This window comes from Pseudomonas sp. (assembly GCF_036404235.1).
Taxonomy (GTDB): domain Bacteria; phylum Pseudomonadota; class Gammaproteobacteria; order Pseudomonadales; family Pseudomonadaceae; genus Aquipseudomonas.
The window spans coordinates 58022-81545 of sequence record NZ_DASWOT010000047.1 but is presented as its reverse complement, the minus strand read 5'-3'; the positions used below and the strand labels follow the sequence as shown (position 1 = coordinate 81545).

22 protein-coding genes are annotated in these 23524 nt (G+C 56.7%); 8 read left to right on the top strand and 14 right to left on the bottom strand.

Translation table 11 applies throughout. The annotated features are described in order from the left end of the window. Nucleotides 1–181 precede the first annotated feature (181 nt). Nucleotides 182–310 (top strand): hypothetical protein, encoded by a 129-nt coding sequence (locus VGC62_RS06250; protein ID WP_331186196.1) that lies wholly within the window; start codon nt 182–184, stop codon nt 308–310. A gap of 30 nt (nt 311–340) precedes the next feature. On the opposite strand, the gene VGC62_RS06245 is transcribed toward VGC62_RS06250, so the two are convergent. The 9 genes from VGC62_RS06245 to hmpA all read right to left on the bottom strand — a co-directional run bounded on the left by VGC62_RS06245 (nt 341) and on the right by hmpA (nt 9531). Next, the gene (locus VGC62_RS06245) at nt 341–1024 is read right to left on the bottom strand and encodes a CatB-related O-acetyltransferase (protein ID WP_331186195.1); all 684 of its coding nucleotides are present in this window, start codon (nt 1022–1024) and stop codon (nt 341–343) included. A 44-nt stretch (nt 1025–1068) separates the two neighbouring features. Beyond that, complete coding sequence (locus VGC62_RS06240) at nt 1069–1971, bottom strand: glycosyltransferase family 2 protein (RefSeq protein ID WP_331186194.1); 903 nt, start codon at nt 1969–1971, stop codon at nt 1069–1071. Between the two features lie 221 nt (nt 1972–2192). Then, nucleotides 2193–3083 carry a heme o synthase gene (cyoE, locus tag VGC62_RS06235; protein ID WP_331186193.1) on the bottom strand — a complete coding sequence of 297 codons (891 nt, stop codon included), beginning with the start codon at nt 3081–3083 and terminating at the stop codon, nt 2193–2195. A gap of 10 nt (nt 3084–3093) precedes the next feature. Continuing rightward, entirely contained in the window at nt 3094–3432 is a 339-nt protein-coding gene (cyoD, locus tag VGC62_RS06230) for a cytochrome o ubiquinol oxidase subunit IV (RefSeq protein WP_331186192.1), read from the bottom strand. Further along, nucleotides 3433–4059 (bottom strand): cytochrome o ubiquinol oxidase subunit III, encoded by a 627-nt coding sequence (gene cyoC, locus VGC62_RS06225; protein WP_331186191.1) that lies wholly within the window; start codon nt 4057–4059, stop codon nt 3433–3435. 3 nt (nt 4060–4062) lie between these two features. Continuing rightward, nucleotides 4063–6081, bottom strand: coding sequence for a cytochrome o ubiquinol oxidase subunit I (gene cyoB / locus VGC62_RS06220; RefSeq protein WP_331186190.1), 2019 nt, complete (start codon nt 6079–6081; stop codon nt 4063–4065). Nucleotides 6082–6084: 3 nt separating this feature from the next. Beyond that, a complete protein-coding gene (gene cyoA, locus VGC62_RS06215) occupies nt 6085–7020 on the bottom strand; it encodes a ubiquinol oxidase subunit II (protein ID WP_331186189.1) in 936 nt (311 codons plus the stop codon). A gap of 471 nt (nt 7021–7491) precedes the next feature. Further along, nucleotides 7492–8001: a disulfide bond formation protein B gene (locus tag VGC62_RS06210; RefSeq protein WP_331186188.1), complete on the bottom strand. Its 510-nt coding sequence runs from the start codon at nt 7999–8001 to the stop codon at nt 7492–7494. Nucleotides 8002–8349: 348 nt separating this feature from the next. Continuing rightward, nucleotides 8350–9531, bottom strand: coding sequence for an NO-inducible flavohemoprotein (gene hmpA / locus VGC62_RS06205; protein WP_331186187.1), 1182 nt, complete (start codon nt 9529–9531; stop codon nt 8350–8352). 296 nt (nt 9532–9827) lie between these two features. Between hmpA and VGC62_RS06200 the strand changes: the two genes are divergently transcribed. The 4 genes from VGC62_RS06200 to VGC62_RS06185 are packed head-to-tail and all read left to right on the top strand — an operon-like array spanning nt 9828 to nt 12614. Further along, nucleotides 9828–10724, top strand: coding sequence for a chemotaxis protein (locus VGC62_RS06200; protein ID WP_331186186.1), 897 nt, complete (start codon nt 9828–9830; stop codon nt 10722–10724). Nucleotides 10725–10765: 41 nt separating this feature from the next. Further along, on the top strand, nt 10766–11227 hold the full coding sequence (locus VGC62_RS06195) for a GNAT family N-acetyltransferase (protein ID WP_331186185.1): 462 nt from the start codon (nt 10766–10768) through the stop codon (nt 11225–11227). A gap of 56 nt (nt 11228–11283) precedes the next feature. Continuing rightward, nucleotides 11284–11607, top strand: coding sequence for a hypothetical protein (locus VGC62_RS06190; protein WP_331186184.1), 324 nt, complete (start codon nt 11284–11286; stop codon nt 11605–11607). Nucleotides 11608–11651: 44 nt separating this feature from the next. Then, complete coding sequence (locus VGC62_RS06185; RefSeq protein ID WP_331186183.1) at nt 11652–12614, top strand: GlxA family transcriptional regulator; 963 nt, start codon at nt 11652–11654, stop codon at nt 12612–12614. Between the two features lie 19 nt (nt 12615–12633). Here VGC62_RS06185 and VGC62_RS06180 read toward each other — a convergent pair whose 3' ends face one another. The 3 genes from VGC62_RS06180 to VGC62_RS06170 are packed head-to-tail and all read right to left on the bottom strand — an operon-like array spanning nt 12634 to nt 14619. Continuing rightward, nucleotides 12634–13251: a TPM domain-containing protein gene (locus VGC62_RS06180; RefSeq protein WP_331186182.1), complete on the bottom strand. Its 618-nt coding sequence runs from the start codon at nt 13249–13251 to the stop codon at nt 12634–12636. Between the two features lie 28 nt (nt 13252–13279). Further along, nucleotides 13280–14050 (bottom strand): TPM domain-containing protein, encoded by a 771-nt coding sequence (locus tag VGC62_RS06175; RefSeq protein WP_331186181.1) that lies wholly within the window; start codon nt 14048–14050, stop codon nt 13280–13282. Beyond that, nucleotides 14050–14619, bottom strand: coding sequence for a LemA family protein (locus tag VGC62_RS06170; protein WP_414705751.1), 570 nt, complete (start codon nt 14617–14619; stop codon nt 14050–14052). The genes VGC62_RS06175 and VGC62_RS06170 overlap by 1 nt, the downstream gene beginning before the upstream one ends. Before the next feature lie 337 nt (nt 14620–14956). On the opposite strand from VGC62_RS06170, the gene bglX reads away from it, so the two are divergent. The 3 genes from bglX (at nt 14957) to VGC62_RS06155 (ending at nt 20512) form a co-directional block, all read left to right on the top strand. Beyond that, on the top strand, nt 14957–17251 hold the full coding sequence (bglX, locus tag VGC62_RS06165) for a beta-glucosidase BglX (RefSeq protein ID WP_331186179.1): 2295 nt from the start codon (nt 14957–14959) through the stop codon (nt 17249–17251). 181 nt (nt 17252–17432) lie between these two features. Further along, nucleotides 17433–19190 (top strand): ATP-binding protein, encoded by a 1758-nt coding sequence (locus tag VGC62_RS06160; protein WP_331186178.1) that lies wholly within the window; start codon nt 17433–17435, stop codon nt 19188–19190. Further along, on the top strand, nt 19184–20512 hold the full coding sequence (locus VGC62_RS06155) for a sigma-54 dependent transcriptional regulator (RefSeq protein ID WP_331186177.1): 1329 nt from the start codon (nt 19184–19186) through the stop codon (nt 20510–20512). The genes VGC62_RS06160 and VGC62_RS06155 overlap by 7 nt, the downstream gene beginning before the upstream one ends. A gap of 56 nt (nt 20513–20568) precedes the next feature. On the opposite strand, the gene VGC62_RS06150 is transcribed toward VGC62_RS06155, so the two are convergent. Both VGC62_RS06150 and recJ read right to left on the bottom strand, forming a co-directional pair. Continuing rightward, a complete protein-coding gene (locus VGC62_RS06150; protein WP_331186176.1) occupies nt 20569–21675 on the bottom strand; it encodes an NADH:flavin oxidoreductase/NADH oxidase in 1107 nt (368 codons plus the stop codon). A gap of 120 nt (nt 21676–21795) precedes the next feature. Beyond that, nucleotides 21796–23511, bottom strand: a complete 1716-nt coding sequence (gene recJ / locus VGC62_RS06145) for a single-stranded-DNA-specific exonuclease RecJ (protein WP_331186175.1) — start codon at nt 23509–23511, stop codon at nt 21796–21798. Nucleotides 23512–23524 lie beyond the last annotated feature (13 nt).

Sequence of the window (23524 nt, the reverse complement as noted above, 5' to 3'; positions counted from 1 at the left end):
GGCGAGCCCGTCAGGGAAAAGCTTCAGCGTAGTGATTGAGGATTTGCGGCATCTGGCGATCGTATTGGGCCCTGCGAAGGAGCCGACCGCTGACGAGAAGAAACAGCCGTAGGGTGATAATGCTCAATTACCAGCGAACATCTTCCTCAAGCAAGCACCTTGCACAACGGTGTCCGGCCTGGTGCTGGCACACAACGTTAACTCGACTTATCACATTGACACCGGCCTGCTCGGCTTGGCCCTGAGCCTGTTCGCGATGCAGGCCCAAGTGGATGCCTATGCGTTGTCTGAAGGGGCATGGCAGCTCTAATAAACGCCACCAAGTGTTTTGTCGCCGAACCTATACCGCTCCTATTGATTGAGAATTACCATCATTCGCCGGCCGCAGCAGTGGTGACGCACCGGCTGCATTTCGGGACTTTATGTAGGCCACGAAGGCGCTGATGTCCGAACCAGACAATATCCGGGCAACCGATTTCACCTCATCGATTGACCAGTCCCACCATCCCGTATCCAGCAGCAGCTGGCGTATTTCCTCGTCGAATCGCCAACGAATGAATTTACAGGGGTTGCCGCCAACGACCGCGAAGGGTGCTATGTCGCGAGTAACCACCGCACCTGCGGCAACAACCGCTCCGTGACCAATTGTGACACCGGAAAGAATCATCGCATTGGCGCAAACCCAACAATCACTACCAATGACCACATCGCCTTTGCTCGGTGCGTAATCCTTGATGTCTTCAAGGCCATCCATCATCGCCGGGAACGGGTATGTAGTGAGCCAGTCAGTGCGATGCTCACCACCCAACAAAATGCGCACACCCGCTGCAATAGACGTATAAGAGCCCACGCGCAAAATCGTGTCATCACCGAACTCGAAGACCTCTGGAATACCGTAAGTGCCTGTACCGACGACATAATTGGGGTAGCGCACACGGATTTTTTCTGCTGCTCTTTCGAGCTTGTCCATCTGACGCAAACGCTTTCTGGTTTTACGCGTTTTGAGGAGTTCGAGGAATTTCATGTAAAATCCACTGAGAATTGCAGAAGGCGCCGTTAATCGCACATTCAGTTGCTCTCACGATGCAGCAGCAACCGCTTGAAGCGACGAAACGTCGTCTTGTTGAACTGCCGAAAAGGGATTGAACGCAGAAGGCTCCAGGCGTGCTTCTTGTCAGTCACCACCGCATACTTCAGCGCCTTATTGATAATCGCGGTGTGGCCTCTGCTGTAGGCCGGGTGCGAGCGATACGGGGCAATTGTGCGCAGGTCTGCATCCAGCAGGACTTTGTACCGGCGCGACAGATTATTCGGATGCCGACGGTAGCGCGTGACGCTAACGGGCAGAACATGGACGCCATACCCCTTGTGAGCAATCCTGAGGGTCATCTGAAAGTCCTGAACCTTGATATCAGGATCGTAAAAATCAGCCGCCTTGAGCGCATCCATACGGTACAGAGAGACCGGCGCGCCCACCACTATGGCATCGCCCAAAATCTCGTCGAAACTCAGCGCTTTGATGCCATCCAGTTTCTGCGCCTTGGTGTCATTGCCTTCGCTGTCCATATAAATGATCAGCGCACCCACGCAACCCACATCCGGGTGCTCATTGAGGTATTCGGCGCGAACACGTACCGAGGAGGGCAGCATGATGTCATCCAGGTCTGGCGTTGAAACATAGACCCCTTTGGCATATTTCAGGCCATGGTTGAGTGTCGCGCTGACACCCTGGTTGGCATGCGAGTACAGCTGGAAGTCGTATTTGCCTTGTAACGCTTGAAGCATTGCAACGCTATTATCCGTCGAACCATCGTCAACGATGATGACTTCAAAATTGCCGTAGTCCTGGGCAAAAATACTTTCAAGCGCGCCTTCCAAATATTTTTCCGCGTTATAGCAGGGCGCAATGATCGATACGAGAGGTATCGAATCCGTTGTTTGCGAACAGTCGGAAATATTTTCGTCAGTCATAATTCATTTTTTATCGCTGGGCGATCGGTTTGCGCAACCTTGACCACAATCCTTGTATAGAACGAACACATGATGATGCAAGGCGATAGGTTTTGTCATGGGCAGATTCATACGCAGCAAAACATAACGCACTGACCGAGGCCGTTGCTCAGTCCAGAGAACATGAAAAAGCCCCGCTGCTCTTTCGAACAGCGGGGCTTTTTGTGTTTCAGCTCAGTGCATCAAGGGGCTGCGTAAGTGACGAGCAGCTCTTTGGTTACCTGAAAGTCCAGCGACATCGCCACGCTCAAAGCCGTGATGGTGAAGATGGAGAACACGAACAACTTGCGTGCCCAAACGGTGTCATCCTTGGCCTTGTAGCCTGTCCAGGCCATGTACAGCCAGTACATGCCCATGGCAGCTGCGACGGCCAGATAGTTGAGACCGGCGTAGCCACCGAAGGTCAACATCAAGGTCGCCAGCACGAAGGCCAGGATGTAGATCAGAATGTGCAGCTTGGCCACCCGGATGCCACGTTTGACCGGCAAAACCGGAATCGAGGCAGCCAGGTAGTCATTGAAGCGGAAAATCGCGATAGCGTAGGAGTGAGGCATCTGCCAAAGGCTGAACATAACCAGCAAGGTCAGCGCAGCCAGATCGAAAGAATTGCTCACCGCCACGTAGCCGATCACCGGAGGCATCGCTCCCGAGAGACTGCCCACCAATGTGCCATGAACGGATTTGCGCTTCAGGTACAAGCTATAAAAGCCGACATAAATCACAAATCCGATCACTGCAAACAACGCCGCCAATGGGTTGGCCTTGGTGTAAAGCAAACCTACACCGGCTATACCCAGAACCGTTGCAAAGATCAGTGCCATGTTCAACGAAACAAGGCCCTGAACCAGTACGCGGTTCTTGGTGCGTTCCATCTTCACGTCGATATCGCGATCGATGCAGTTATTGAACACACACCCAGACGCCACAACCAACGAGGTGCCAATTATCGCTGCCAAAAACAGACCGAAGTCGACATGCCCTTTGGAAGCCAGAAAAAAGCCACCTGCCACCGAAAGCACGTTACCGAAAATGATCCCCGGCTTGGTGATTTGGATAAAGTGCTTCAGTGACATCAGGGTTCCCTCAGTGCGCCATCATGGCGGTGTGGATACTGAACATGATCCAGACCGTCAAGCCAACCAGCAGGAAGATAACCAAGCCCGCAAAGGCGAAGGCAATTACGTTCGAACGCTGTGCTGCCGAGCGATCCAGGTGCAGGAAGTACACCAGGTGAACCAGTACCTGCACGACTGCAAAAATCAGAATGATCCACAGGGTCGCGACTTTCGAAATGGTCGGGAACATCACCAGACCGAATGGAATCGCGGTCAGGATGATCGACAGTACGAAACCGATCATGTAGGACTTTACGCTGCCGTGACCAGCGTTGGCATCGTCAGCGTGATGATGTGAATTAGCCATTTAAATGGTCCCCATCAGGTAGACAACGGTGAACACACAGATCCAGACCACGTCCAGGAAGTGCCAGAACAGGCTCAGCATGCTCAGACGAGTAGAGTTGGTCGACGTCAGGCCATGTTTCTGGACCTGATACATCATGATCGCCATCCAGATCAGACCACTGGTCACGTGCAGACCGTGAGTACCGACCAGCGTGAAAAACGCCGACAGGAAGCCGCTGCGGCTTGGACCGTAGCCTTCGGAGATCAGCGTGTGGAACTCGTTGATCTCCATGCCGATGAAGCCCAGACCGAACAGGAAGGTCACGAACAACCAACCCAGAACGCCACCCTTGTTACCTTTGTGCATCGCCAGCATCGCGAAGCCGTAGGTGATGGAACTGAGCAACAGGCAAGCTGTTTCGCCCAAGACATAAGGCAGTTCGAAAATGTCGTGGCCCGCCGGACCACCTGCGACGTTGTTAACCAGCACTGCGTATGCGGCGAAGATCGACGCAAACAAAATGCAGTCCGTCATCAGGTAGATCCAGAAGCCTATGAGTTTTATCTCACCGGTATCATGATGATCGTGGGCATGGTCATGACCGTGGTCATGACCTTTAGCACCTTCAAATACTAAGTTGGACATTGTTTATGCCTGCTCCAGCTTGTTGACAGGAGTGTTTGCCTGGGCATTACGAACCGAGGCGAGGATCTTGTGGTGCTCGCCTTCGATGCGCGCCACTTCCGAAGCAGGAACAATGTAGCCCTGATCGTCACGTGCCGCGTGGATGACGAAGTAACCGATGGTGCCAACCAGGCTTGCGATCGCCAGCCACCAGATGTGCCAGATCATCGCGAAACCAAACACGGTCAGCAGGAGACCCATGACCAAGCCGGTTGCGGTGTTATTGGGCATGTGGATGTCCGAATAGTGAGCCGGAACCTTGTACGCTTCACCGTCACGCTTGGCCGCGTAGAACGCGTCGATCTCTCCAGCCTTCGGCAGTTCAGCGAAGTTGTAGAACGGAGGTGGCGACGAAAGCGACCACTCCAGCGTATGGCCATTCCATGGGTCACCGGTCAGATCGCGGTTTTGCTCGCGGTCACGGATACTCACATAGAGCTGGATCAACTGGCAGGCAACACCGATGGCGATCAACATCGCGCCCCAGAACGCTACGTGCAGATACGGCGTCCAGTCCGCGTTGTCAGTGGTGTTCAGACGACGGGTCATGCCCATGAAGCCCAGTGCGTACAGCGGCATGAATGCTACGTAGAAACCAGATAGCCAGAACCAGAACGCTGCCTTGCCCCATTTCTCGTTCAGCTTGAAACCAAACGCTTTCGGGAACCAGAACGCGAAGCCGGCGATGTAACCGAAGACCGCACCGCCGATGATGACGTTGTGGAAGTGAGCGATTACAAACAGGCTGTTGTGCAGTACGAAGTCAGCACCCGGGATTGCCAGCAGAACGCCTGTCATACCACCAATGGAGAAGGTGACCATGAAGCCCAGGGTCCAGAACACTGGCCCGCTGAATCGCAGACGACCCTGGTAGATGGTGAACAGCCAGTTGAATAGCTTCACACCCGTCGGGATGGCAATCAGCATCGTCGCCAGACCGAAGAAGGCGTTGACGCTTGCACCCGACCCCATGGTAAAGAAGTGGTGCAGCCAGACCATGAAGCCCAGAACGGTGATCGCGCCACTGGCGTAGATCATCGAGTGGTGGCCGAACAGACGCTTGCCGGTAAACGTTGAGATGACCTCGGAGAAGACCCCGAATGCCGGCAGAACCAGAATGTAAACCTCAGGGTGACCCCACGCCCAGAACAGGTTCACGTACATCATTGGGTTACCACCCAACTCGTTCGTGAAGATATGGAAGTCCATGTAGCGGTCTAGGGTCAGCAGCGCCAAGGTCGCGGTCAGGATCGGGAACGATGCCACAATCAGAACGTTTGACCAGGTGCAGGTCCAGGCGAAGATCGGCATGTCCATCAGTTTCATGCCGGGAGTACGCATCTTCAGCACGGTGACCAGGAAGTTGACGCCGGTTAGCGTTGTCCCGAGTCCTGATAGCTGGAGTGCCCAAATGTAGTAGTCAACGCCAACGCCGGGGCTGTAGCCCAGCTCAGACAGCGGTGGATAAGCGACCCAACCAGTGCGTGCGAACTCGCCGACACCCAGAGACACGTTAACCAGGATCACGCCGGACACCAGCAACCAGAAGCTCAACGAGTTCAGGAACGGGAAGGCAACGTCACGGGCGCCGATCTGCAGCGGCACGACGATGTTCATCAGGCCGGTGAAGAATGGCATTGCCATGAAGATGATCATGATCACACCGTGAGCGGTGAAGATCTGGTCATAGTGTTCAGGCGGCAAATAGCCAGGCGAGCCTTCAGTGGAGAGGGCCAGCTGAGAGCGCATCATGACGGCGTCGGCAAAACCGCGCAGCAGCATGATCATCGCGACGGCGATGTACATCACACCGATTTTCTTGTGGTCGACTGAGGTCAGCCACTCGGTATACAGGTAAGTCCACTTCTTGAAATACGTGATCAGACCGAAGACCGCCAAACCGCCGATAGCGATCAAAGCGATCGTGATCATCACTATCGGCTCGTGGAACGGAATCGCGTCCAGACTTAATTTACCAAACATCGTTTACTCCTCTGCCTCAGCAGCTGAATGCTTACCCATGTCCAACCCTTCCATACCGGCCACTTCTTTCTTCTCGTGGACAATCTTGCCCGGCTTCATACCTTCATACTTGTCGATGATGGTCTGAAACAGGTTAGGAGTGACCGAGGAGTAGAGTTCAACGGGGTTCCGTTCGCTAGGTTTGGCCAACGCAGTGTATTCAGCCGTTGCCAGCTGTTTAGGTGAATTCTTGACCTCAGCGACCCAGGCATCGAAATCAGCTTGGGTAGTCGCGACTGCCTTGAACTTCATGCCGGTGAAACCTGCGCCGCTGTAGTTGGCGGAGATACCGTCAAACACGCCGTTTTCATTGGCGATCAAGTGCAACTTGGTCTGCATGCCGGCCATCGCATAGATCTGACCACCCAACCCAGGAATGAAGAACGAGTTCATGACCGTGTCGGAGGTGATGCGGAAATTGACCGGGGTATTGGCCGGGAACACGATTTTGTTGACGGTGGCGATGCCCTGTTCCGGATAGATGAACAGCCACTTCCAGTCCAGCGCGACGACGTCGATAGTCACCGGCTTGACGTCGGACTCGAGCGGACGGTATGGGTCCAGCGCGTGCGTCGACTTGTAGGTGATGTAACCCAACACGGCGATGATCGCAAAGGGCACCAACCAGACAACCAGTTCGATTTTGGTCGAATGAGCCCAGTCAGGCGTGTAAGTCGCGCTCTTATTCGAAGCGCGATACTTCCAGGCAAAGATGATGGTCATAAAAATGACCGGAACGACCACCAGCAGCATCAGCAAGGTAGCAGTGACAATCAGGTCACGTTCTTGTACGCCGACATGGCCCTTGGGATTCAGCAGGGTGTAATCGCACCCGCTGAGCAGGAGCATGCTGAAAAGGGCCAAGAAGCCAAAAAACCTGGGGTACCTTTTTTTACTCATCTCACGACCTCTAAAAGCAGCTTTCGCATCGCAGTTGGGTTTCGACCGCCAACACTTCACCCTGCCAGGTGCTGGCAAATTTTTGGATTGAACTGGGGCCTGTCATGAAGCGGGTGGCCTCGTAACAAATCCGGAGTAACTGTGGTTTCTTATTTGAATGGTGGCAATGTGGCCTTCGCAGACCAATTCCTTTCGGCGCAGACATTCAGAATTTCACGCAAGAAGCCGTCCAAAATCGCATATACAGCAGCGTAAACAACGCTTTCTGACCTAATTTTCCGCTAGCCGTCAAGCTTGCTGGCGTTAAGTGGGGCGATTGTAGATACGTAAAGTTTTATTGACTATGACTTATTGCGCAACAGTTAATTTCCCGTTCGGTAAAAATAGCGCCATACATCACGCCCATAAATCATCAAAAAGGCTCGATTTTCTTAACGGGTCCGGGGTGATGCATGCCGCAACACTTTGTAATCATCGCGCTTTTCGGCGATTGCGAATAATACCGACTGGAACGAGGACTACCGTCAAAACAAATGCAATCAGAGCCCACTGCGCAAGCGATAATCCGAGAACTGGCGGATATGGCGTTTCACAGAAGCCACCGACCTGAAAACCCAACGGAAACATCGACGCCAACGGCAGGCCATCAACAATCGGTTGCAGCACGTCGATACCACAGCTCTCCGTGGGATGAGTCTGAATGTAAACGTGGCGCCCTGCAGCAACCACGCCGCCCACCGCGCTAAAAATAACCAACGCTTCACAAATCGTGACGCCCACACGTCCAGGCATGGCCGCACCGACGAACGCGAAGATCGCGATGAACAGCAATGCGTACCGCTGCAGAATGCACAGAGGGCAAGGTGCCTCGCCGAGCACGACCTGCATGTACAAGGCACCGCCGATCAGCGCGAGGCAGATGATACCCAGCAAAACCAAAAACCGCTTTTCGCGCTGCAGATAAACCGTGTTGTCGCTCATTCACATACCCTTTGAAATGGAGTCCATGCGTACCGGGGCTTCGATGCCCACACCGGCTGAGAGCTTAACACCGCCCCACCACCCCCGCGCCGGGCGCGATGATCAGGGCCGACGTCAGGCAACTCAACCCACGACGGCCATACGGAGTCTTTTGACCGCCAAGTGGTCACCCGCTTTACCGCACAGACTCGCCGATCCTGATCATCGCCAGGACCAAAGGCTATGTCTTCCAGCAGGCAACGGATCAGCTTGCGCTCATTTTTACCGGTCAGAAGACACTCGGAAACGATACGCTTCTATATATATAGAAGCGTGCGGCTTTTTGCCGCAGGACAACACGTCGCAGGCTTACTCCAAAACAGACGCCGGACCGAAAAATTCGAAGCGGCTTTGTTTCTCTGGAACCCCGGCAATTTTCAACTGACGCTTGATCGCGACCATAAAACCTTTGGGCCCCAGGAAGTAAGCATCAAGGTCACGATTCTCCGGCAACCATTGCTCAAGACGCGCTTGATCCAGTAGACCTATCGCATCGGCGGCCGGGCTCACGCCATCGTCTTCGTTGTAGCAGTAGAAACGCTTCAGTTGTGGGTGCTCGGCAACCTGGCCCTCGATCCAGTCACGAAATGCATGCACTGCGCCGTTACGCGCGCAGTGGATGAAGTAGATCGGGCGCGCAGTACTCAATGCCGCTTCCAACATCGCAAGAGTCGGCGTAATCCCGACCCCGCCGCTGATCAGCACCAGTGGCTTGTCGTTATGCGCGAGAGTGAAATCACCTGCTGGCGTGAACAGGTTGATTCGATCACCCACATGCAACTTGTCATGTAGGTAGTTAGAGGCACGACCGCCCGGTTCACGTTTAACGCTGATACGGTATTGATTGTTGCCCCCCAGCGCGGAAAGCGAATAGTTGCGACGGATCTCTTCGCCATCCAGAAACAGCTGCATGCCGATATACTGACCCGCAATGAAATCCAGAATCGGCTTGCCATCTGCCGGCGAGAAGTAGAACGAGCTGATTTCCGCGCTCTCCCGGACCTTGGCAGCGACCTTGAACTCACGAGGACCGCGCCAGCCACCTGGGGCTTGCTCTTTCTCGTCGTACATGGATTTTTCTGCGCCGATCAAAATGTCCGCCAACTGCTGGTAGGCTCGGCCCCAAGCCCCGATGACCTCGGGTGTAGCGATTTCGCTGCCCAGCACTTGCGAGATGGACCTTAACAGGCAGGTGCCTACAAGTGGGTAGTGTTCAGGGAGAATTTGCAGCGCGACGTGTTTGTTGATGATCTGGGCCACCAGATCGCCCAACTGCTCAAGCTGATCGATATGACGGGCATACATCAGAATGCCGTTGGCCAAGGCCCGAGGTTGGGCACCACTGTCCTGATGCGCCTGGTTGAACAGCGGCCTAACCTGCGGATAGTCCTTAAGCAACATTTTGTAGAAATGAGTCGTCAGTGCCTCACCGCCGCTTTCCAGCAGCGGAACAGTGGCTTTGACGATCGCACGATCCTGGGCATTCAACATGGGTGACTCCTGACATGAGGATTGAAAAGTTATCTGTCCTGTATCAGAAACCGTGCCATCAATTTATTCGTTTAAAATCAGAAACTTATATAGTTTATTGTCAAATTGACCAATACCTTTTTGATGTCATTGCGACCAATATTGGTCTTTTTAACTCCATGCACTCAATATCGAAAATACGCCGGGACAGCACCCAAGTCCGAAAGCGCTAAAGCCTGTCGCCCGCAAGTCGATAACCCGTCATCGAAAGCTGTTTGCCGCTGCGTGCAGCCAACAACTCATGTCAGAAGGTTCATATGTCCAAAAACGTTCGCGCTGATTCACTTTCGCTCCTGCTTTTCACGTTGCGCAGCGGCAAGCTGATGGCGATCAACCTGCTCAAGGTCAGCGAGATCATTCCCTGCCCTCCCCTGACCCACCTGCCGGAATCACATCCCCATGTCAAAGGTGTCGCGACGTTACGCGGCACATCCTTGTCGGTAATCGACCTTAGCCGGGCGATTGGTGAACGCCCATTGGAAGACCCCAATGGCGGTTGCCTAATCGTCACGGATGTCAGTCGTTCAAAGCAGGGTTTACATGTGCAGGCGGTGAGTAAAATCGTCCACTGCCTGACCACCGACATCCGCCCGCCGCCGTTTGGTGCTGGCAACAAATCGTTCATCACCGGTGTGACACAGGTCGACGGCACTCTGGTTCAAGTGCTCGATATCGAGAAAGTCATCCACGGTATTGCGCCCGCCCGGATTACCGCCGAGCGTGCCGAGCTGAGGCCGGAAGACGCAGAAGTACTGGCAAAGGCGCGGATTCTAGTGGTCGATGACAGTCAGGTCGCGCTGCAACAGTCGATCATTACCCTGCGAAGCCTGGGGATCGAATGCCATACCGCTCGTAGCGCCAGGGAAGCCATTGATCAATTGCTCGACCTGCAAGGCACCGCTGCGCAGATCAACATCGTGGTGTCCGATATTGAAATGTCTGAGATGGATGGATACGCTTTCACACGAACTCTACGCGAAACGCCTGACTTCCAGGATCTGTACGTTCTGCTGCACACTTCTCTGGACAGCGCGATGAACGCCGAAAAAGCCAAAGCGGCGGGGGCGAACGCTGTACTGACCAAGTTTTCCTCACCAGAGCTGACACGATGCTTGATCGAAGCCGCGCGTACGGTAGAAGCACAGGGCATCTGAAGCCCGGCCCAGTTGATGCGTCCGCCAGACATTACTGGCTGATGCGTCGCTACCTGCTGCAAGCCCCTGAAACTGTTAACTGGCCAGCCACCTTGCGGGGTGTCGAGTTCACTGCAGACAACGCATTCGAAATCCACCAACTGTTGTTACTGGGTCGCCAGCACGGCGGCGGTCAAGTCGCGGACTTTCGCACCTGGCTGAATGCGTTCGACACAGACCCGGAACTCGACCGACAGTTATGTTTCGTGGTCGAGGACGCGTTGGGCGTTGTGGGCGTCGCCCAATGCTGGACCAGCGCCTTCGTCCGCAATCTGGTGGTGCATCCTCGCGCGCAGGGTCAAGGTATCGGCCAACGTCTACTGGAGCATGTGTTTGGCGTCTTTTATCAACGTCGCGAAGGCCGTGCGGACCTCAAGGTCATGGAAAGCAACCTCACGGCCCGGCGCCTATATGAGCGCGCCGGGATGGAATACGTGCGACGCGCCGAACTGGATCCGGTCTGACCTACTCCAAACAGGTTGTCACCCTTACCGCAATAACGACACCAATGGAGTTGCACATGAAAACCACCACGCTGCTGTTGCTTGCCTTGGCAGGATTCACCAGCCAGACCTACGCATCCAGCACAGAGGCATGGAACGCGCTGGACAAAGACGTGATAGACAGTTGCGTTAAAGTCAGCCAACTAAAAAATGCCAAGCCCGCTGGCACGTCGGCACTGTTCGATGACAGCGTCGGTTACAACGCACTGCTTATCAAAGGCCAGTACAAACAAGCGTTCATGAAAAACAAAACCGGCACCGAGCTGTGCTTGTACGACCGCAACAACAAAAAAGCCACCAGCACCGAATGGGACAACCTGACCACATTGCCGAAGAAGTAATGCTCAGTCCGCCTTCGCCCCTACAAAGTGCCTGAGACTCAGCGATGAAAAGCGTGGCAATCGTGTTGTTCCCAAACGTGCAGTCGCTTGACGTTGCCGGGCCGCTGGATGTCTTCGCTGAGGCCAACCGTTTCCTGGGTGCCGAGGACGGTTATCGGATCGTCACCATTGGCGCCGAGCCGTATCCGATTCTCGCCTCCAACGGCATGCATTTGGGTGCGCAATTGGAAATCGACAATGCGCCCGATCAGTTCGATGTGGTGCTCGTGCCTGGAGGTCCGCTGCTGCCACAAGCCCAGGCCATGCCAAAAATAACCGATTGGCTGTGCGCCGCCATGCCCAAGGCCAAGCGCTATGGCTCAATCTGCACCGGTGCCTTTATCCTTGGCCACGCCGGATTGCTCAATGGCAAGCAGGTCACCACTCACTGGAGTCACGCTCAGCAATTGGCTGATCAGTTCCCGCTGGCACAGGTCCAGCCGGATCGTATCTACGTGCGCGATGGTGCGCTGATAACCTCAGCCGGGGTAACCGCAGGTATCGACATGGCGCTAGCGCTGGTCGCAGAAGACCATGGCGCAACGATTTCACTGGCGGTGGCCAAGCGTCTGCTGGTCGTCGTTCAGCGCCAGGGTGGGCAATCGCAATTCAGCCCGTATCTGACGGCGCCGGTCGAAGACGATTCTCCCGTAGCGAAAATTCAGCGCTACGTGATGGAACATATCGCCGAACCGTTTTCCGTCGAACGCTTGGCCGAAGTGGTATCGATGAGTCCTCGCAGCTTCGCTCGCATCTTCGTCCGCGACGCCAAGGTCACACCTGCGCAGTTCGTGCAACGCGCCCGGATCGACGCCGCTCGGCATTTGCTGGAAGGCAGCGATATGGTAATCAAAGCCGTGGCCTATCACTGCGGCTTCGGCAGCGCCGCCCGCATGCGGCTGATCTTCAACCAAAGCCTTGGGGTGACTCCGACACAATACCGGGACAGTTTTCGTCAAGCGGGATGACGATGCGGCTATGTCAGGTTCAGCCCAGTACTACCAAGCGATTCGGTAACTCATTGCGCCCCTGAGTCACCGGCACGTGTTCGCTCAATAACTGACCACACGACTCAATACAGCCGAGAAAGCCCTCTAGCGTCTTGCCGTCTCGTACGCACTGAGTGAACACATCCACCATCGATCGCCAAACCTGGTCGTCCACCCGATGAGAGATCCCGTGATCGACCAGGATTTCGACATATCGCTCAGCCTCGCTGACGAATATCAGAACCCCGGTACCACCGATGGTCTTGTGCAGGTTTTGCTCAAGAAACTGCCGACGCGCCAGGTTGCCCGCGCGCCAATGCCGAACGCGTTCTGGCACCAAGCGGCTGGTGACGGCCGGCAAGCGACAGATCAGCGCGACGACGATGAACGTTGCGATTTGCGTCATTAACAATTGATTGGCGTCCAACCAACCTGAAGACAGGTTGATCAGCCCTGGCACCAGCAACGCGACCAGCCCCGCCCAGATCAATGGCACGTAGGCGTAATCGTCCGCCGCCGCCGCCAGCACGGTCACCAGCTCTGCATCGGTGGTCCGCTCGACATGATCGATGGCCTGGGCGACTTGCCGTTGTTCTTTTTCATTAAGTAGCGACATGCTGTGCAAATCCCTGTTGAGCGATCAATTACCAACTGCCTGACGCGCCGCCGCCACCAAAACTGCCACCGCCGCCGCTGAACCCACCACCACCTGAACCTCCACCGCCACGCGAACCCAAGCCGCTTAGCCCGCCCAGTATGACGCCGATGTATCCGGCCCGACCTGAACGTCCTCCGCCCCCGCCGCCGCTCATGCTGATGAAGACGAAAATCAGAAACAGGATCAGAAACCCAACGCTTTGGAGGGTCGAACCGGACGCTACATCACCAGCGGCAGCGCTAGCTGCAGGCTCGGCGAGAGGGTCGCCACCCAGTACCTGAATGATGGCCTCGGTACCCCGAGTGATGCCGCCAACAAAATCACCCTTCTTGAACGCAGGCGTAATGATCTGATTGATGATCACCGACGACTGCGCGTCGGTCAGTCGCCCCTCCAGACCATAGCCCGCCTCGATGCGCACCTTGCGATCATCGCGCGCGACAATCAGCAGCGCGCCATTGTCCTTGTCTTTCTGCCCGATCCCCCAATGCCGCCCGAGCTGATAGCCGTAATCCTCGATGCTGATGCCCTGCAGATTCGGCACTGTGACCACCACAACCTGCTCGGTAGTCAGTTGCTGATGAGCGCGGAGCATTTGCGACAAATGCTCCGCGCTTTGATCGTCGAGCATGTCAGCGCTGTCAACCACTTGCCCGGTCAATGCCGGAAAATTGAGCGCGGCCTGCGCTGGCAAGGCAATGATCATCGCGCACACGCATAACGACGCGACCTGCATGACCAGCCGCAGCATACGCATCAGAATTTCACTTCCGGCGCTTTATCCGAACCCGGCGTGGTGGCTTCGAAATTAGGACGAATCGGCAAGTCGCTGTACATCACGGTGTGCCAAAGACGACCAGGGAAAGTGCGGATCTCAGTGTTATAACGCTCCACCGAGGCAATGAAATCGCGTCGTGCTACTGCGATACGGTTTTCAGTACCCTCAAGCTGCGATTGCAGCGCGAGGAAATTCTGATTGGATTTGAGGTCCGGATAACGCTCGGACACCACCATCAAACGGCTCAAGGCACCGGTCAACTGACCCTGCGCATCCTGAAACTGCTTGAGCTTGACCGGATCGTTGAGGGTGTTGGCGTCAACCTGAATCGACGTCGCCTTGGCCCGTGCTTCGATCACCGCCGTCAGCGTGTCTTGCTCCTGCTTGGCATAACCCTTTACCGTTTCCACCAAATTGGGAATCAGGTCGGCGCGGCGTTGATACTGGTTTTGTACCTGCGCCCAGGCAGCCTTCACCTGCTCGTCGTAGGTGGGGATATTGTTGATGCCGCAACCGGCCAACAATGAGCTCAGCACCATCAAGAGCATCAGTGACAATTTGTAACGATGACCTCGCAAATGCTCACAGCGGTGTAATTGCATGGACTTGGTGCTCCTTAATGGGTGTTGGATATCTCTTGCGTCAGATATGACTTTAGCCAAATCAGACGATCCCCGGCATAATCTCGCCCCAACACGCTGTCAGGTGCTGGATTGCCACGCCGCAATCAGATAAAACTCGCTGCGCTACAGATACTCATCGGCCTCAAGAGTTCAGCGACCGCCTCGTCCTGAAGACAATAAAAGCCGAAGATTTGAAACCCCGAAAATAACGGCCGCCCGGCATGACACGCAAGTTGCCGGACAACGCCTTGAGAAATCATTCATGAATAAGCTGTGTTTACTGGGTCTTGTCATTGGTTTGACCAGTCATTCTGTGCTTGCCGCCAGCACTGACGCGAACAATGTTTCTACTTTGCAGGCCAAAAACGACTTTATCTCCAAATTGATGAAACAGATGACTCTCGATGAAAAAATCGGGCAACTGCGCCTCATCAGTATCGGCCCGGAAATGCCCAAGCCGGACATTCTCAAGGAAATTGCCGCCGGCAGAATCGGCGGGACGTTCAACTCCGTTGTGCTACCTGACAACCGCGCCATGCAGGACGCGGCTGTCGCTCACAGCCGCATGAAAATCCCGATGTTCTTCGCCTTCGACGTTGTTCACGGCCAACGTACCATTTTTCCGATCAGCCTCGGCCTGGCCGCGAGCTGGGACATGGACGCCATCACCCAAACCGGACGCATCTCAGCCAAAGAAGCGGCGGCGGACGGCCTGGACATGACTTTCGCGCCGATGGTCGACATCACCCGTGATGCGCGTTGGGGCCGCAGCTCCGAAGGATTCGGCGAAGACACGTATTTGGTGTCACGCATTTCGAGCACCATGACGCGAGCCTTTCAAGGCAATAGCACGCAAGCGCCGGACAGCATCATGGCGGCCGTCAAACACTTCGCCCTTTACGGCGCAGTCGAAGGTGGCCGTGATTACAACACAGTGGACATGAGCCCGGTGCGCATGCGTCAGGATTATCTGCCGCCCTACCGCGCCGCCATCGATGCGGGTGCTGGCGGCGTGATGATCGCACTCAACTCGATCAACGGCGTGCCCGCCACTGCCAATACGTGGCTACTGCAGGATTTACTGCGCAAGGAATGGGGTTTCAAAGGGGTCACGATCAGCGACCACGGCGCAATCAAAGAACTGATCGACCATGGCGTCGCCAAGGACTTCCGCGAAGCTGCCAAGTTGGCCATCAAAGCCGGCGTTGACCTGAGCATGAACGACAAGGCTTACGGTGAAGAGCTCCCGGATCTGGTCAAAACCGGCGAAGTGTCGATCAAGGAAGTCGATCAGGCTGTGCGCGAAGTGCTGGGTGCAAAATGGGAAATGGGACTGTTTGCCAGCCCATTCCTGCGTATCGGCTCAGCGGACAACGACCCGGCTGACCGCAACGCGGAGAGCCGCCTGCACCGTGAAGCGGCTCGCGACGTAGCACGCAAGAGCATCGTGTTACTGAAGAACGACAACCAGACCCTGCCCTTGAAGAAGCAAGGCACTATCGCCGTCATCGGTCCGCTGGCCAAAAGCTCGATGGACATGATGGGCAGTTGGTCGGCAGCAGGTCTTGCCCGACAAACCGTCAGCGCCTATGACGGTCTGGAGAATGCGGTCGGTGACAAAGCCAAATTGGTATTTGCCCTGGGCGCCAACGTTACCGACAACCAGCATGCCATTACCTACCTGAACAACATGGACGACAAGATCGGTGTCGATCCACGTCCGGCACAGGAAATAATCGACGAAGCGGTGAAAGTGGCGCAGCAAGCCGATGTGATCGTCGCCGTCGTGGGCGAATCACGCAACATGTCCCACGAAGCCGCAAGTCGGGTAGACATCGTCATTCCTGGTCGTCAACGCGATCTGATCAAGGCCCTCAAAGCCACCGGCAAGCCGCTGGTGCTGGTGTTGATGAATGGGCGCCCATTGGCGCTGGGTGAAGAAAACGAACAGGCCGATGCCCTGGTCGAAAGCTGGTTCCTGGGCACTGAAGGCGGTAACGCGCTGGCGGACGTGCTGTTCGGCGACTACAACCCCTCGGGCAAACTGGCCATGACATTCCCGCGCTCGGTGGGTCAAGTCCCTGCTTATTACAACCACTTGAACACCGGCCGACCGTACCGGGTAAATGACTCGAACTACACCTCGAACTATTTCGAAGAGCCTACCAGCCCACTGTTCGCCTTCGGCTATGGCTTGAGCTACACCCAGTTCAGCGTGTCGGACATCAAGTTGTCGAACAACACGATGACTCGCAAAGACAAACTGACCGCCAGCGTGACCGTTAAAAACACTGGCAAAGTCGCTGGTGCCACGGTGGTTCAGCTTTATCTGAGGGACATCGCAGCATCGCTGAGCCGTCCGGTTAAAGAGCTGAAGAACTTTGAAAAAGTCATGCTTGAACCGGGCGAAGAAAAGGTCGTGACCTTCACCTTGAGCGAAGAAGACCTGAAATTCTTCAACCCGTCGCTGAAGTACGCAGCAGAAGCGGGCGCGTTCAAAGTGATGATCGGGCTCGATTCGGTGGACGTGAAAGAGGCCACCTTCAATTTGCTGTAAGGGTTTGGTTTGCGCTCTGTAGGGGACAACTTGTTGGCGAGCGGGACAGAGCGGTGTACTTGATACACCGCATCGTCTGTAGGAGCCAACTTGTTGGCGAGGCGAACAATGGGGTGCTCTTGAAACCTCGCCTCGCGAACAAGCTTGCTCCTACAGATCAATCCTCAACAGGTCCGTTTTTATGCCTCGCGCCGCCCGCCTCTTCCTCTCTGTAGCCCTGATCCTCGCTGGCGCTGTGCTGGCGGCGACGCTGGCAATGCATCAGGCGCAGCGTCATGTGCTGGAGGACGATGCCAATCGCGCGCGTGATCAACTGTCGCTGTACGCTAACACCCTGCAAACCCTGATCGAACGTTATCGCGCCCTACCCGCTGTGCTTGCCCTCGACCCCGAGCTGCGCTCAGCGTTAAGCGGCCCGGTAAGCGCTGAGACGACTCACGTGCTGAACCTGAAACTCGAACAAATCAATGGCGCCGCCCAATCATCGACCCTCGAACTGCTCGACCACACCGGCCTTGCTGTGGGTGCAAGCAATTGGCGCCTGCCCAGCAGCTACGTGGGGCACAACTACGGATTCCGACCGTACTTCCAGCAGACCCAAGCGCAAGGCACGGGTCGCTTTTATGCCGTGGGAGTGACCAGCGGCATCCCTGGCTATTTCCTGTCCAATGCGGTCCGCGACACAGACGGGCGTTTCCTCGGCGCCATGGTGGTCAAGCTTGAGTTTCCGGGGCTGGAGCACAGTTGGGCGCAGGGTGATGATCTGTTGCTGGTGAGCGACGCCAAAGGCATCGTATTCATGGCCAACCAACCGGGCTGGCGTTATCGGACGTTGCGACCGCTGTCTGAGCAAGATCATTTGGAGCTGGCTTCCACCCGGCAATACGACAAACAACCGTTAAAGCCGCTGGATCAACACCCCCTGCAAGCCTTCAGCGACAGTAGCCATTTCAGTCGGGTGCAAGCACCGACAGGCACCGCTGACTATCTTTGGCAATCGCTGCCGCTGGCCCCCGAAGGTTGGACGTTGCACCTGTTGCGCAAACCGCAACTGGCCGCCGAGGACATCCGCAACGCAGCGTTGGCTGCCGCGGGCGCCTGGCTGACGCTGGTGTTTCTCGGCCTGTTTCTCTATCAACGCTGGCGACTGGCCGGGCTGCGTCAACGCAGCCGAGAGGAACTCGAGGATCTGGTGGAAGAACGAACACAGGACCTGCACACCGCGCAGGACGGTCTGGTGCAATCCACCAAACTGGCGGCGCTGGGACAGATGTCCGCCGCGTTAGCCCATGAAATCAACCAACCGCTGACCGCGCAACGCATGCAACTGGCGACGCTGCGTCTGCTGCTGGACCACGGCCGAGTCGATGATGCCTACAACGCATTGACGCTGCTCGATCAGCAATTGACGCGCATGGCCGCGCTGACGGGCCACCTGAAAACCTTCGCCCGCAAAAGCCCCAGCGGACTGCGTGAGCGCCTCGACCTTGCTGGCGTGGTCGACCAGGCCCTTTTGTTGCTCGACGCCAGGATGCGCGACGAGCACGTCGGTTGCGTGCTTGAGCTGACGCGCCCAGCCTGGGTTCGCGGCGATGCGATCCGACTGGAACAAGTGCTGATCAACCTGCTGCGCAACGCCCTGGATGCCATGAGCGACAAACCCTTCAAGCGTCTGCACATCCGCATCGCCCAGCAAGACGATACATGGCGCCTGAGCGTCGGCGACAGCGGTGGCGGAATCGCCGGGGCCCATCTGGCCAACATTTTCGATCCGTTTTTCACCACCAAACCAGTAGGCGACGGCCTGGGGCTGGGGCTGGCTGTGTCCTACGCGATCATCCATGAACTCGGCGGACGCCTGACTGCGACCAATTACGGGCCGGGCGCCCTGTTCTTCTTTTGCCTGCCCAACGCTTCGGAGACTGAAACTGCATGCTGAACTCTGTAATTGTGGTCGACGACGAAGCCCCTATTCGCGAAGCGGTGGAGCAATGGCTGACGCTGTCCGGTTTCAGTGTGCAACTTTACAGCCGAGCGCAGGATTGCCTGGCGAACCTGCCGGAACACTTTCCCGGCGTGATTCTGAGCGACGTGCGCATGCCAGGCATGAGCGGTCTGGCGTTACTGGCGCAACTGCAATTACAAGATGCCGACCTTCCGGTCATTCTGCTGACCGGGCATGGCGACGTACCGATGGCCGTCGACGCTATGCGTGAAGGCGCCTACGACTTTCTGGAAAAACCGTTCACCCCACAAACCCTGATGAGCAGTTTGCGGCGCGCCCTCGAGAAGCGCTCACTGGTGCTGGAAAATCGTCGCCTGCATGAGCGTGCGGATGCCAAAACTCGGCTGGATACGACACTGATCGGCCAGTCTGACAGCATGCAGACCTTACGCCGCCAAGTGCTGGAGCTGGCGTCCTTACCTGTCAATGTGGTGATTCGTGGCGAAACCGGCAGCGGCAAGGAAATGGTCGCGCGTTGTCTACACGACTTCGGACCTCGGGCAAGCCAACCGTTCGTGGCGCTCAATTGTGCAGCGATTCCCGAGCAGTTGTTCGAAGCCGAGTTGTTTGGTCATGAGAGCGGAGCATTCACCGGCGCGCAAGGTAAGCGCATTGGCAAACTGGAATACGCCGATGGCGGAACGCTGTTCCTCGACGAAATAGAAAGCATGCCGCTGGCGCAGCAGGTCAAGCTGTTGCGGGTGATTCAGGAGCGTCGGCTGGAGCGCTTGGGATCGAACCAAAGCATTGAGGTCGATCTACGAATCATTGCCGCGACCAAGCCGGACTTGCTGGAGGAAGCCCGCGCCGGGCGTTTTCGCGAGGACCTCGCATACCGTCTGAACGTGGCAGAGCTGCGCTTGCCGCCGTTGCGTGAGCGGCGCGAGGATATTCCCTCGCTGTTCAACCACTTTGCCCACGCGGCGGCACAACGTCTGGGCCGCAGTACACCGAGACTCAGCAGCGTGCAACAGAGCCACTTGTTCAGCCATGACTGGCCGGGCAACGTCCGTGAACTAACGAACGCGGCGGAGCGCCAGGTGTTGGGGCTGGATAATCCGACCGAGATTGACCTGCAACCGGGGCAATCCCTGGCCGCGCAACAAGAGGCGTTCGAAGCTCACTGCCTGCGCGCCGCGTTGACCCGGCACAAGGGCGATATCAAGGCAGTACTCAATGAGCTGCAACTGCCCCGCCGGACGCTGAACGAGAAGATGCAACGCCATGGTTTGTTGCGGGAAAGTTTTCTGGATTGAAAAGCCGGTCGGCGTCTGGCCAACCGGGAACCTCCAACAAAACCACCTTAGACTGACTAATCGCGCAAATCAGACTCATGAATCGGTTGATCGCGATGGGTCGCGCGTTGGTACTGGGCAGGCCAGGTTGCTTTGCGCCCCCCCAGATCATCGTCCGCATGCAGCGGCCAGTACGGATCACGCAGCAGCTCGCGGGCAAGCAGGATCAAATCGGCTTGACCTGTGCGCAAGATGTGATCGGCCTGGGCAGGCTCAGTGATCATGCCTACGGTCCCGCTGGCGATGCCGGCCTCCTTCCTCACGCGTTCGGCGAATCGGGTCTGATAACCCGGCCCCACCGGAATTTCCGCATTGGCCGCAGTGCCTCCGGAAGACACGTCGATCAAATCCACGCCGAGCACTTTCAGGCGACGAGCGAGTTCGACCGTTTCATCGGGGTTCCAGCCATCCTCGACCCAATCGGTGGCCGACACACGCACGAACACTGGCAACTCTTCTGGCCAGACGGCACGAATGGCTTCGGTGACTTCGAGGGTCAGGCGAATACGATTTTCAAACGAGCCACCATACTGATCGCGGCGCTGGTTGCTCAGCGGCGAAAGAAACTGATGCAGCAGATAACCGTGGGCCGCGTGGACTTCTACCACTTTGAAACCAGCGATCAGTGCGCGCTTGGCAGAGTCGACGAAGGCCTGGATCACTTCTTTGATCTGCACCTCATCCAGCGGTGTTGGCACCGCGTAGTTCGGGTCGAAGGCAATAGGCGAAGGGCCCCACGGCTGCCAGCCACCCTGATCCAGCGGCACGCTGCCCTGTTTGCCCAGCCACGGGCGCCAAGTGCTGGCTTTGCGCCCGGCATGCGCCAGCTGAATACCAGCCACCGCGCCTTGGGCGGTAATAAAACGGGTAATGCGCTGCAACGGCTCAATCTGTTCGTCATTCCACAGCCCGAGGTCTTCAGGTGTGATGCGACCGTCTTGGGTGACCGCCGTGGCTTCGGTAAAAATCAGGCCGGCGCCGCCCACCGCTCGGCTGCCCAGGTGGACTAGATGCCAATCGTTGGCCAGGCCATCGACGCTGGAATACTGGCACATGGGGGATACCGCAATGCGGTTAAGCAGGGTCAGTTGGCGAATGGTATAGGGTTCAAGCAGCAGGCTCATGGGGACCTCTCACGTCAAGTAATCGGGATTGCATGCATCTGTCTTTTCGAAACATTGAGCCTAGTCGACAACCCAAGAGAAGTGAGGGTTCCTGCACCGAGCGATCTGCACCATGCGATGTCAGCGCGGCGACAGGTGCGCCACCATCAGTTGGACGGTTTCATTGCCTCGGAATTCATTGAGATCCAGCTTATACGCCAGTTCGACCCAACGGATGGTTGGATTGGGCCATACATCGAGATCGACGCTGAAGGCAATGCCATCGAGTTTGACCGTGCCGCACTCGGTCTTCAGCACCATCTTCAGATGCCGCTCGCCAACGATGCGCTGCTCAACCAGCTGGAACACCCCATGAAACAACGGCTCAGGAAAATGCTGCCCCCAGGGACCCGCATTGCGCAGGGCACGGGCCAAGTCCAGATGAAACTCCTCAACTGCCAGGGTACCGTCGGACAACAAACGGCCGGTCAGGTCCTCTTCGTTGAGCTGACGCCGAACTTCAGTATCGAACGCCGCAGCGAACGCAGGGAAGTTCTCTGCTGGCAGGGACAGCCCCGCCGCCATCGCATGGCCGCCAAACTTGCTGATCAGCTCAGGATGCCTGGCCGCGATAGCGTCCAGCGCGTCGCGGATATGAAAGCCCGGCACCGAGCGCGCCGACCCTTTGAGCACGCCCTCTGCGGCGCTGGCAAACGCAATGGTTGGCCGGTGATAACGCTCTTTCAGACGCGAGGCCAAAATACCGATCACGCCCTGATGCCACTCTGCCTCATACAGACACAAGCCAAACGGCATGGACTCGATGGGCAAATCCTTGAGCTGAGCCAGCGCTTCACGCTGCATGCCCTGCTCGATGGATTTGCGATCCTGGTTCAATTCGTCCAGTTGTACGGCCATTTCCCGCGCGAGGTTTTCGTCCTCACACAACAGGCATTCAATGCCCAGGCTCATGTCGTCCAGACGGCCCGCGGCGTTCAGCCGAGGCCCGAGGATAAAACCCAGATCGGTCGAGGTGATGCGCGACGGTTCGCGACGCGCCACTTCAAGAATTGCGCGTAACCCCGGACGCGCACGACCGGCACGGATGCGCATCAGACCCTGATGCACAAGGATGCGATTGTTGGCGTCCAACGGCACCACGTCGGCGACGCTGCCCAACGCGACCAGATCCAACAGCTCGCCGAGATTCGGCTGTGCCTGACCGCTTGCTTCGAACCAACCGATATCACGCAGGCGCGCACGCAGGGCCATCAACACGTAGAAAATCACACCAACGCCCGCCAACGACTTGCTTGGAAACTCGCAACCCGGTTGGTTGGGGTTGACGATGGCATCCGCGGCAGGCAACTCATGGCCCGGCAAATGGTGATCGGTGACCAGCACTTTCAAGCCCGCCGCCTTGGCCGCCGCCACACCTTCGACGCTGGAGATGCCGTTGTCCACGGTCATCAGCAAGTCAGGCGTGCGTTCAAGCGCAACTTTGACGATTTCCGGGGTCAGGCCGTAACCATACTCAAAGCGGTTCGGCACCAGATAATCCACATGGGCCGCACCCAGCAAGCGCAAGCCAAGCACGCCAACCGTGCTCGCCGTGGCGCCATCGGCATCGAAGTCACCGACGATAAGGATGCGCTGGCGCTGTTGCAGCGCGCTCACCAGAAGGTCTACCGCAACATCGATGCCCTTGAGCCGCTGAAACGGGATCAGCCGCGCCAGCCCTTTGTCCAGTTCGTCTTGCGAGAGCACGCCGCGCGCGGCATACAAGCGAGTGAGCAAGGGCGGTATATCACCGAGGAAAGGTAAGGTGTCGGGCAATAGACGGGGTTCGATACGCATGCGGGTTCCGCCA

Bases quoted from the DNA above. Each gene is read 5' to 3' on its own strand.
- VGC62_RS06245 (WP_331186195.1), bottom strand. From the start codon at position 1,024: ATGAAATTCCTCGAACTCCTCAAAACGCGTAAAACCAGAAAGCGTTTG.
- VGC62_RS06240 (WP_331186194.1), bottom strand. From the start codon at position 1,971: ATGACTGACGAAAATATTTCCGACTGTTCGCAAACAACGGATTCGATA.
- cyoE (WP_331186193.1), bottom strand. From the start codon at position 3,083: ATGTCACTGAAGCACTTTATCCAAATCACCAAGCCGGGGATCATTTTC.
- cyoD (WP_331186192.1), bottom strand. From the start codon at position 3,432: ATGGCTAATTCACATCATCACGCTGACGATGCCAACGCTGGTCACGGC.
- cyoC (WP_331186191.1), bottom strand. From the start codon at position 4,059: ATGTCCAACTTAGTATTTGAAGGTGCTAAAGGTCATGACCACGGTCAT.
- cyoB (WP_331186190.1), bottom strand. From the start codon at position 6,081: ATGTTTGGTAAATTAAGTCTGGACGCGATTCCGTTCCACGAGCCGATA.
- cyoA (WP_331186189.1), bottom strand. From the start codon at position 7,020: ATGAGTAAAAAAAGGTACCCCAGGTTTTTTGGCTTCTTGGCCCTTTTC.
- VGC62_RS06210 (WP_331186188.1), bottom strand. From the start codon at position 8,001: ATGAGCGACAACACGGTTTATCTGCAGCGCGAAAAGCGGTTTTTGGTT.
- hmpA (WP_331186187.1), bottom strand. From the start codon at position 9,531: ATGTTGAATGCCCAGGATCGTGCGATCGTCAAAGCCACTGTTCCGCTG.
- VGC62_RS06200 (WP_331186186.1), top strand. From the start codon at position 9,828: ATGTCCAAAAACGTTCGCGCTGATTCACTTTCGCTCCTGCTTTTCACG.
- VGC62_RS06195 (WP_331186185.1), top strand. From the start codon at position 10,766: ATGCGTCGCTACCTGCTGCAAGCCCCTGAAACTGTTAACTGGCCAGCC.
- VGC62_RS06190 (WP_331186184.1), top strand. From the start codon at position 11,284: ATGAAAACCACCACGCTGCTGTTGCTTGCCTTGGCAGGATTCACCAGC.
- VGC62_RS06185 (WP_331186183.1), top strand. From the start codon at position 11,652: ATGAAAAGCGTGGCAATCGTGTTGTTCCCAAACGTGCAGTCGCTTGAC.
- VGC62_RS06180 (WP_331186182.1), bottom strand. From the start codon at position 13,251: ATGTCGCTACTTAATGAAAAAGAACAACGGCAAGTCGCCCAGGCCATC.
- VGC62_RS06175 (WP_331186181.1), bottom strand. From the start codon at position 14,050: ATGCGTATGCTGCGGCTGGTCATGCAGGTCGCGTCGTTATGCGTGTGC.
- VGC62_RS06170 (WP_414705751.1), bottom strand. From the start codon at position 14,619: ATGCTCTTGATGGTGCTGAGCTCATTGTTGGCCGGTTGCGGCATCAAC.
- bglX (WP_331186179.1), top strand. From the start codon at position 14,957: ATGAATAAGCTGTGTTTACTGGGTCTTGTCATTGGTTTGACCAGTCAT.
- VGC62_RS06160 (WP_331186178.1), top strand. From the start codon at position 17,433: ATGCCTCGCGCCGCCCGCCTCTTCCTCTCTGTAGCCCTGATCCTCGCT.
- VGC62_RS06155 (WP_331186177.1), top strand. From the start codon at position 19,184: ATGCTGAACTCTGTAATTGTGGTCGACGACGAAGCCCCTATTCGCGAA.
- VGC62_RS06150 (WP_331186176.1), bottom strand. From the start codon at position 21,675: ATGAGCCTGCTGCTTGAACCCTATACCATTCGCCAACTGACCCTGCTT.
- recJ (WP_331186175.1), bottom strand. From the start codon at position 23,511: ATGCGTATCGAACCCCGTCTATTGCCCGACACCTTACCTTTCCTCGGT.